The organism is Gordonia sp. (in: high G+C Gram-positive bacteria) (assembly GCF_012515855.1).
In the GTDB taxonomy this organism is placed as follows: domain Bacteria; phylum Actinomycetota; class Actinomycetes; order Mycobacteriales; family Mycobacteriaceae; genus Gordonia.
In genome coordinates, this window is sequence record NZ_JAAYXO010000032.1 from 22,647 (window position 1) to 29,631 (window position 6,985).

6 protein-coding genes are annotated in these 6,985 nt (G+C 64.1%); all 6 read right to left on the minus strand.

Annotated features, from left to right (window positions below):
* Nucleotides 1–28: 28 nt before the first annotated feature.
* The gene (mimD, locus tag GX543_RS02140) at nucleotides 29–373 is read right to left on the minus strand and encodes a propane 2-monooxygenase effector subunit MimD (protein WP_290849480.1); all 345 of its coding nucleotides are present in this window, start codon (nucleotides 371–373) and stop codon (nucleotides 29–31) included.
* Nucleotides 370–1,476 (minus strand): aromatic/alkene monooxygenase hydroxylase subunit beta, encoded by a 1,107-nt coding sequence (locus GX543_RS02145; RefSeq protein WP_290849481.1) that lies wholly within the window; start codon nucleotides 1,474–1,476, stop codon nucleotides 370–372. Before GX543_RS02145 ends, mimD begins: the two co-directional genes overlap by 4 nt.
* 95 nt (nucleotides 1,477–1,571) lie before the next feature.
* Nucleotides 1,572–2,615 carry a 2Fe-2S iron-sulfur cluster binding domain-containing protein gene (locus GX543_RS02150; RefSeq protein WP_290849482.1) on the minus strand — a complete coding sequence of 348 codons (1,044 nt, stop codon included), beginning with the start codon at nucleotides 2,613–2,615 and terminating at the stop codon, nucleotides 1,572–1,574.
* A gap of 104 nt (nucleotides 2,616–2,719) precedes the next feature.
* Nucleotides 2,720–4,369: an aromatic/alkene/methane monooxygenase hydroxylase/oxygenase subunit alpha gene (locus tag GX543_RS02155; RefSeq protein ID WP_290849483.1), complete on the minus strand. Its 1,650-nt coding sequence runs from the start codon at nucleotides 4,367–4,369 to the stop codon at nucleotides 2,720–2,722.
* 156 nt (nucleotides 4,370–4,525) lie between these two features.
* Nucleotides 4,526–5,794, minus strand: a complete 1,269-nt coding sequence (locus GX543_RS02160) for a glutaminase (RefSeq protein ID WP_290849484.1) — start codon at nucleotides 5,792–5,794, stop codon at nucleotides 4,526–4,528.
* Between the two features lie 73 nt (nucleotides 5,795–5,867).
* Nucleotides 5,868–6,985, minus strand: a 1,118-nt coding sequence (locus GX543_RS02165) for a serine hydrolase (protein WP_290849485.1), incomplete at its 5' end; no start/stop codon positions are given.

Below are 6,985 nucleotides of genomic sequence, written 5' to 3' on the forward strand. Positions count from 1 at the left end.
TGGTTTCGTGCCCCGACGAGGAGAGAATTCAGGAGCTCGCCGTCAAATCGAATCCAATGTATTCTGCGGCGTCCTCCGGGCTGGCGAAGAGAATTGTCTGGTCGTCGAGGTGGACCATTCGTCCGTAGTGCGTCGAGCTGATCTCCTCGAACACCGATCCGTCGAAGTCCTGGCCGAGCGCGTCGGTGAGCTCCTCGTAGTCGAATAGCAGCCGGTTGCTGCCGTCGACCCGGATCATGGACGGGTACTCGGTCAGCTCGACGCCGTCCTTCTCCCCCATCACGTCGGCGACGACTCGCCCGATCGGGGTGTTCATCAAGGTCACACCGCACATGTTCGAGAACTCGGTGGACGATCCGAATTGCATGCTCACTGGTTCAACTCCTCGGGAATGTCGACCTCGATGGCCGTCAGGACTTCACGGAACTTGCCCATCGCCGCATCCAGGCTGGTGGCGAAGGTGATCGACTTCTCGGCCGGCTGCGACCAGATCGGCTGCAGTGCGTGGGCGGCTTCCAGACACCTCGGCACCCACTCGGCCATCCACGTCGCGAACAGCGCTCGGTTGTGTTCCCCGTGCTCGGGATCGCGCGACAGCATCCGGAAGAGGCTGCGCGTGTACGCGAGATCGCGGTCGTAGTCGTGTTCACCGGTGCCGACGATGGTCGGGGTGATGTAATCACCGTTGCGCGCGGCGATCTGCATCACGAGGTCGGTGCGGAACAGCGAGCCGACGAGCTGCTCGAAGACGATGTTGGTGACGAACAGCAACTGGCACCAATCGCCGATGGCGGTCAAGCGCTCGACCGCCTCGCGCGTCGGCTGCCACTCCGGAGCGCTCTGCCAGACCTCCTTGTGAGCCGCCCCGTCGAAGTCTTCGACCTCATCCGCCAGATCGAGATTGAACAGCGCGAGGTCCTGCGCGAACCGCATCTTGTGCGCGGCGTTGACCGCGACCGCCGTGTTGATCATGTTGGTGGGGCCGGACCGCTGGATCGACGTGAAGACGTGCAGAGCCAGGCCGTTCTCCGCGTGCATCCATGCACCGAGGTTGCGTTCGATGAACTTGAGCCACGGCCGATTCCACCCGCGGTAGGCGTGCGCGCGCTTCGCGTTCCGCAGGCACAGCTCCACCTGACGAACAACCGCGGAGTTGTTCCGGAAGATCGTCTGATCCCATTCCTCGTTGGGGTCGAGGAACTCGTGCCAGTTGCTCGATCGCGCCTCGGTCCACTCCTGCGGATACCCGCCCGGACCGTCTCCGAAGCCGTAGATCCAGCCCTGCGTGAGGTGGCGCGCGGGGTCGGGCTGAACGTCGACGGTGACCTCTTCGTACATCGTCGCGCGCTTCTTCGACGGCTCGAAGTACGAGAACTTCCGGCTCTTGGAGCTCGGGAAGTCCAGCGCGCCGGCTTCGGCGTCGGTGAACTCGATGCTCGGGAAGCTTCTCTCCCGCGGTGCGGTTGGTGCAGACATCCTGGGGTTTCCTTTCTGTCACGGCCGTGGCCCGGCCGGCACAACTCAATCGGTGATTCAGGGCTGTTTCGTCTCGACCTGTCGCATCTGAGCGGTCAGTCGAAGGCGGGACTGGTGAACTTGTCGAAGAAGACCTGATCTTTGGGCACCGACTTCTGGTCGGTCAGGGCGAGCGCGGCGTCGACCATCGGCGGCGGCCCGCAGAGGTACACCTCCGTCCGCCCCAGGTCGGGCTCGTTGCGGTCGACGACGTCGGTGACGTTCCCCGACTCCACTCGCACGCCCTCCGGCGCCGCGTCCATCGATTCCGACAGGCAGGCGATGAACTCGAAGTCGGTCAGACCTGCCCCGAGCGCCGCGATCTCATCGAGGTAGAACAGGTCGGCCGGAGTGCGCGCACCGTAGTAGAAACGCATCGGGCGCTCCAGTCCGATCTCGCTGGCGTGCCGAAGCAGGGACAGCACCGGCGCCATGCCGGCACCGCCTCCGATCAGCACGATCGGAAGGACGCGTCCGTCTTTGATGGTGAACGATCCGTACGGGCCGGTGAGGTGCAGATCGGCACCTGCCTCGAGACTGTTCTCCAACTGCTCCGCGAACACTCCGCCCGGATACTTCTTGATCAGGAACTCGAGGTGCTTCGGGTCGCCCGGGGTGGTGGCCAACGAGAACGATCGAGTCAGCCCGTCGTTTCCAGGAATGTGGATGTCGCAGAACTGGCCGGCCTTAAACTCGAACTCGGCTGGTTCGATCGTCTCCAACCGAAGCGAGACGATGTCGGCGGTCTTCGGCTCGATGGCCGTGACGCGAGTGTGGACTTCTTGGATGGGCGCGCCGCCGAGCAGTTCGTCCTCGTCGAAGTTCAGCAGTTCGATCTCGCAGTCGTCGTACGCCCAGGTGCGGCAGAGCAGGACGTACCCCTCCTCCGCTTCAGCGTCGTTGCAGGCGAACGTCGAATAGTCGTCCATCTGCACATCACCGTCGAGCACCATCGATTTACAGGCTGAGCAGCGGCCTTCGCGGCAGCCGTGCATCAGGTGGATGCCCTGGCGGAAAGCCGCGTCGAGGATCGTCTCGTCCTCGTCGACTTCGATCTCGATGTCCACGGGCACGAACGTCACGCGGTGGGTATCGGACACTGGAGGCTCCTCGCTGGAGGGATTACTGGAAAAGTTCGGGATTGGGGATGGCGACGGTCGGCCCCAGCACACGTCGATGCCGGGGCCGGCCGCACCGGTCGGGGTCAGCCTGCCGCGTAGTACGCGGCGGCCACGGTGTCCGCCCGATAGTCCGCGAGATGCTTCTCGCGCTCGGCGTCGGACATCTCGTTGAGGAGCACGTTCGGACTGCCGAACTGAATGCCCCGGACGTCGTCGAGAGTCCACAGCTTCTTGGGATCGTCCAAGTGCAGATGCGGCTGACCGATGAGGGTCTTGCCGTCGTCTCGGACGTAGCCGAGGCCCTCGACGATGTCGGCGAGATCGCCGCCGTGATGGAGCGTCTCCCATTCCCGGAAACCGGTGAGTCGACCCATGTTCGGGGTGTCCCGTCCCTCGTACTCGCCGCGGAAAGCGGTGACGTCGGTCCAGTGACAGGTCTCCGAGCAGTAGGTACGCCACTGGCCGTCGACCTTGTCGTCGACCATGTCTTCACGAATGAGGCACGGAACCATGCAGGTCCAGCAACGATGCGGGTACTGATACCCGACCTCTTCGAAGGCGATCGGCTTGTTCCGCCCTGGGTAAGCCAGGCGGTTGTAGTTCTCCCACCACTTGCCGAACTTGTTGTACCAACCGGGGTACTTCTCCTCGAACCACTCGAAGTCGGTGTCGGTCATGGCGTCGATGCGCCAGTAGTTGACCGGCCAGCCGGTGGCGAAGAACCGTGCCACCTCGTGGACGTAGTGCTTGTCCACGATGCGCTTCCACGCTTCCTCCACCAGGTCGTGGGGAATCGTCAGGCCGTACTTCTCCAACGGCAGCAGGTAGCTGCGGTAGTAGTCGTCGTAGATCCAGCGACGCCACATCTCGGCGTAGCTCTCCCGATCCTTGCGACGATCCTTGGTGCCGTACTCGATGAAGGTGCCGATCGCGGCGTCAACCACGCAGTGGTTGTTCCACCATGCGTACCGCAGGTCGCGTTCGAGGAGAGGTCGGTTCCGCTCGTCGGCCAAGGCCATCAGGAGGATGGAGTAGCCGTTCGAGATGTGCCTCGACTCATCCGACTGCACCGAGTGGAACACGGTGGGCAGAAGGTAGTCGCCGTTGGCTGCCGCCTCGTCGGGCATCGCGACGAACAAGGTGTTGGTGAAGGCGGTCTCCGCGACCACGGTGAGGTAGATGTTCGCCGCGGTGATCGCGTCTCCGGTGATGAACCCCTCACCGAACTGTCGACCGATGGTGCCCGCGTAGTTGTTCGCGAATGCCTTCTCCGTGATGTCGAAGCCGGCCGGATCGATGTAGTTGTTCATGTACAGCTTCTTGAGATTCATCTGAATCGTCGAATGCCGAACTTCATCGATCATCTGGACGGCCAGTCCATTGTGAATCTCGGGGTTGGGAACGGCGTCGATCGCCATCGGCATCGCACGAGCTGCCGAGATCTCCGGGAACGGAATGATGGACAAGAACAGCTTCTGCCATTCCAGCCAACGCTCCTGAACCTGCCGGAACATGTTTCCGCGGATGGCGCCGTCCATAGCGCCGTAGACGCGGTTGTCCTTTTCCTCCTCCATCGGAAAGTAGGAACGCATGATCTGCTTCAGAGGGTCCTTCTTGGGGGCCTTCTCAAACGTGTAGTCGGTTCCGAATCGGGTCGCCGGGGTGGCGAATGTCGGCTCCCACGACAATTCGGTGATCTTCGCATGCGCCTTGGTTAGGCTCTGCCTGCTCAAAATTTGCCTCCTAGTCCGAAGAGGCGACTGGTGTCGACCTCTTTGCTGACGTGGTAGAGACAATTCAATAGTGTGAGTCAGGTCATGAGCGTCTCAGTATGAGACGAGGATCACTATGAGATTCCCGATGTCGAGTCGTGCGTCGTCGCCCGGCGCTCAGATGTCCTCGCGGTGCCGCACAACGGTCACCCGACCACCCGTGCCGGGCTCGGGATCGGGCAGCACGCGGTCTGGGTCAATAAGATAGACATCGTGCCCGTCGAGGGTGAGCCGCCGGACCGCCTCAAGCAGCATGCGACGTGCGACGTCGCCGATTGTTGTGACGCGCCCCATGCTGAACGCCACCCGCCGGTGCGCAGGCGGACTCTCCTCCAGGTCGCGCAGCACTCGTTCAGCGCCGGCGAAGCGGATGCCGCCCTGCAGCGCCACCACTTCCAGCGACAACGAACCGTGACCGAACACACGCCTGCTCCGGATCACCGACGGCCCCGGCGGCGGCATTTCCATGACGTGCATGCCCATGTCGGAGGTGAACCGCTGGAACAGGTTGACGCCGCGGACGCTGTTCCCGTGCCGGTCGAGCCTCGGCGAGAAGGTGGCGATACCCGCCTGGCCGGGCAGCGCGCCGATCAAGCCGCCCGCGACACCGCTCTTGGCCGGGATGCCGACGCGGGTCATCCAGTCCCCGGCACCGTCGTACATCCCGCAGGTTGCCATGACGCTGAGCGTCTGACGAACCACCACAGCGGACACCACTTGCTCCCCGGTCCGCGGATTGACGCCGCGGTTGGCGAGGGTGGCCGCCATCAGTGCCAGATCCTCCACCGTGACCAGGAGCGAGCACTGTCGGGTGTAGCCGCTGACCGCGATAAGTGGGTCCTCGTCGATGATCCCGTTGGCCCGCAGCATGTTCGCCAGCGCCCGGTTTCGGAAGGCCGTACCGATCTCGGAGGCGTAGACGGCGTCGTCCGCCGAGAGGCGGCGCCCCGCGAACGCACTGAGACCTTCGACGATCCGCTCCGAACGCTGCTCGAGCGCGGCCCCCCGCTCGCCCGCCAGGGTGTGCGCGGTGATCGCACCCGCATTGATCATCGGATTCCGCGGTCGACCTGTCTCGGCTTCGAACGAGACGTCGTTGAAGGCGTCGCCGCTCGGTTCCACGTTCACCTTCTCCAGCACCTCGTCGAAGCCTCGATCTGCCAAGGCGAGCGCGTAGACGAAGGGCTTGGAGATCGATTGAATGGTGAACTCCGTGTCGCGGTCGCCGCCGGAGTACAGCCGCCCGTCCTCCGTGCAGAACGCCACGGCAAGCCGATCCGGGTCGGCATCGGCCAGCTCCGGGATGTAGTCGGCGGTGGCGCCGGACTGGTCGGATTCCACCGATCGCAGTGCTTCGGCAAGGTAATCGGGTATCGGAGAACGCACACTGCACAGTATGTCGACTCCAGTCGATGAGGAGCCCGGACATGCCGCGCGGGCGGCGGTGGAAGTGTCTGTCTCAGCGCCCGGGCACGTTGTCCGGGGTCAGCTTCTCCGCGAGCGCAGTCCAGATGTTCACCGCATGATTCACGCCGGGTTTCGAGGTCTTGCCGGACACAGCGACCATCGCGACGGCGAGCTTCGCGGACGGCAGGTAGGCGTGCACGGCGCCGGCCCCGCCGAACAGGGGCGTCTGATGGATCCAACCCGACCGCACGAGCACTCCGGCCCCGTAAAACTGGTGCAGGTCGAACTGTCGGCACACCGTGCATCCGGCCGGGACCGGCCCGAGCTCGCCCTTCTCTGGCGTCAACATCTGATCGAACGATGCACGGCTCAGGAGAGCGCCGGTGCCGACCTTCTCCGCGGACACCAGCATGTCGCAGATGTTGGTGGCGATCACCGAGCCGGGTGCCGTCTGCCAGGACGGATTCCAGTAGGTGGCGTCCTCGTAGACGCCGCGCTCGGTGTTGAAGGAGTGGAGCACCGGCTCCGGTACTTCCGGGGTGAGCACGGGGCGGGTGTTCTCGAGGCCCATCGGGGCGATCACCTTCTCGGTCAGCAACTCGCCGAGGGGCTTCTTGCCGGCGGCCTCCAGCGCAGCGCCGAGAATCACGTAATTGGTGTGCGCATAGTTCCAGCCGGTCCCCGGCGCATACAGCGGCGGCGTTCGGAAGGCGTAGCCGAGGAGGCGCCGCGGAGTCATCTGCTGGAACGGATCGGACAGCAGCGCCTTGTCGAACGTCTCGTCAGGCACGTAGTCCGGATACCCGGACGTGCTGTAGACCAGCATGCGCAGCGTGACCTTGTCCGCGTTGGGAAGGTTCCAGGCCGGCAGCCACTTCGACACCGGGTCGTCGAGCCCCAGGTCGCCCGCCTCGGCCATCAGCAGGAGCAGGGTACCCATATACGCGAAGGCCACGTTGCCGTTGCGGAAGTGCATGTGCTGGGTGGTCGGCACCCCGGTGACGGTGTCGCCGACAGCGCGGGCCGCGATCAGCTCACCGTCGCGCGCGACCCGGTACACCACCGACGTGAGACCTTCCTTGTTCGCGTAGTCGCGAACGGTCTTCGCGATGAAATCACCGTCTGCGCCGGAGGAGGTCTCCTTGTTCGTGCATGCTGCCCCGGAAGAAG

What these genes read in the sequence shown, in the direction of transcription:
- GX543_RS02145 (WP_290849481.1), bottom strand. Translation starts at nt 1,476, where the DNA reads ATGTCTGCACCAACCGCACCGCGGGAGAGAAGCTTCCCGAGCATCGAG.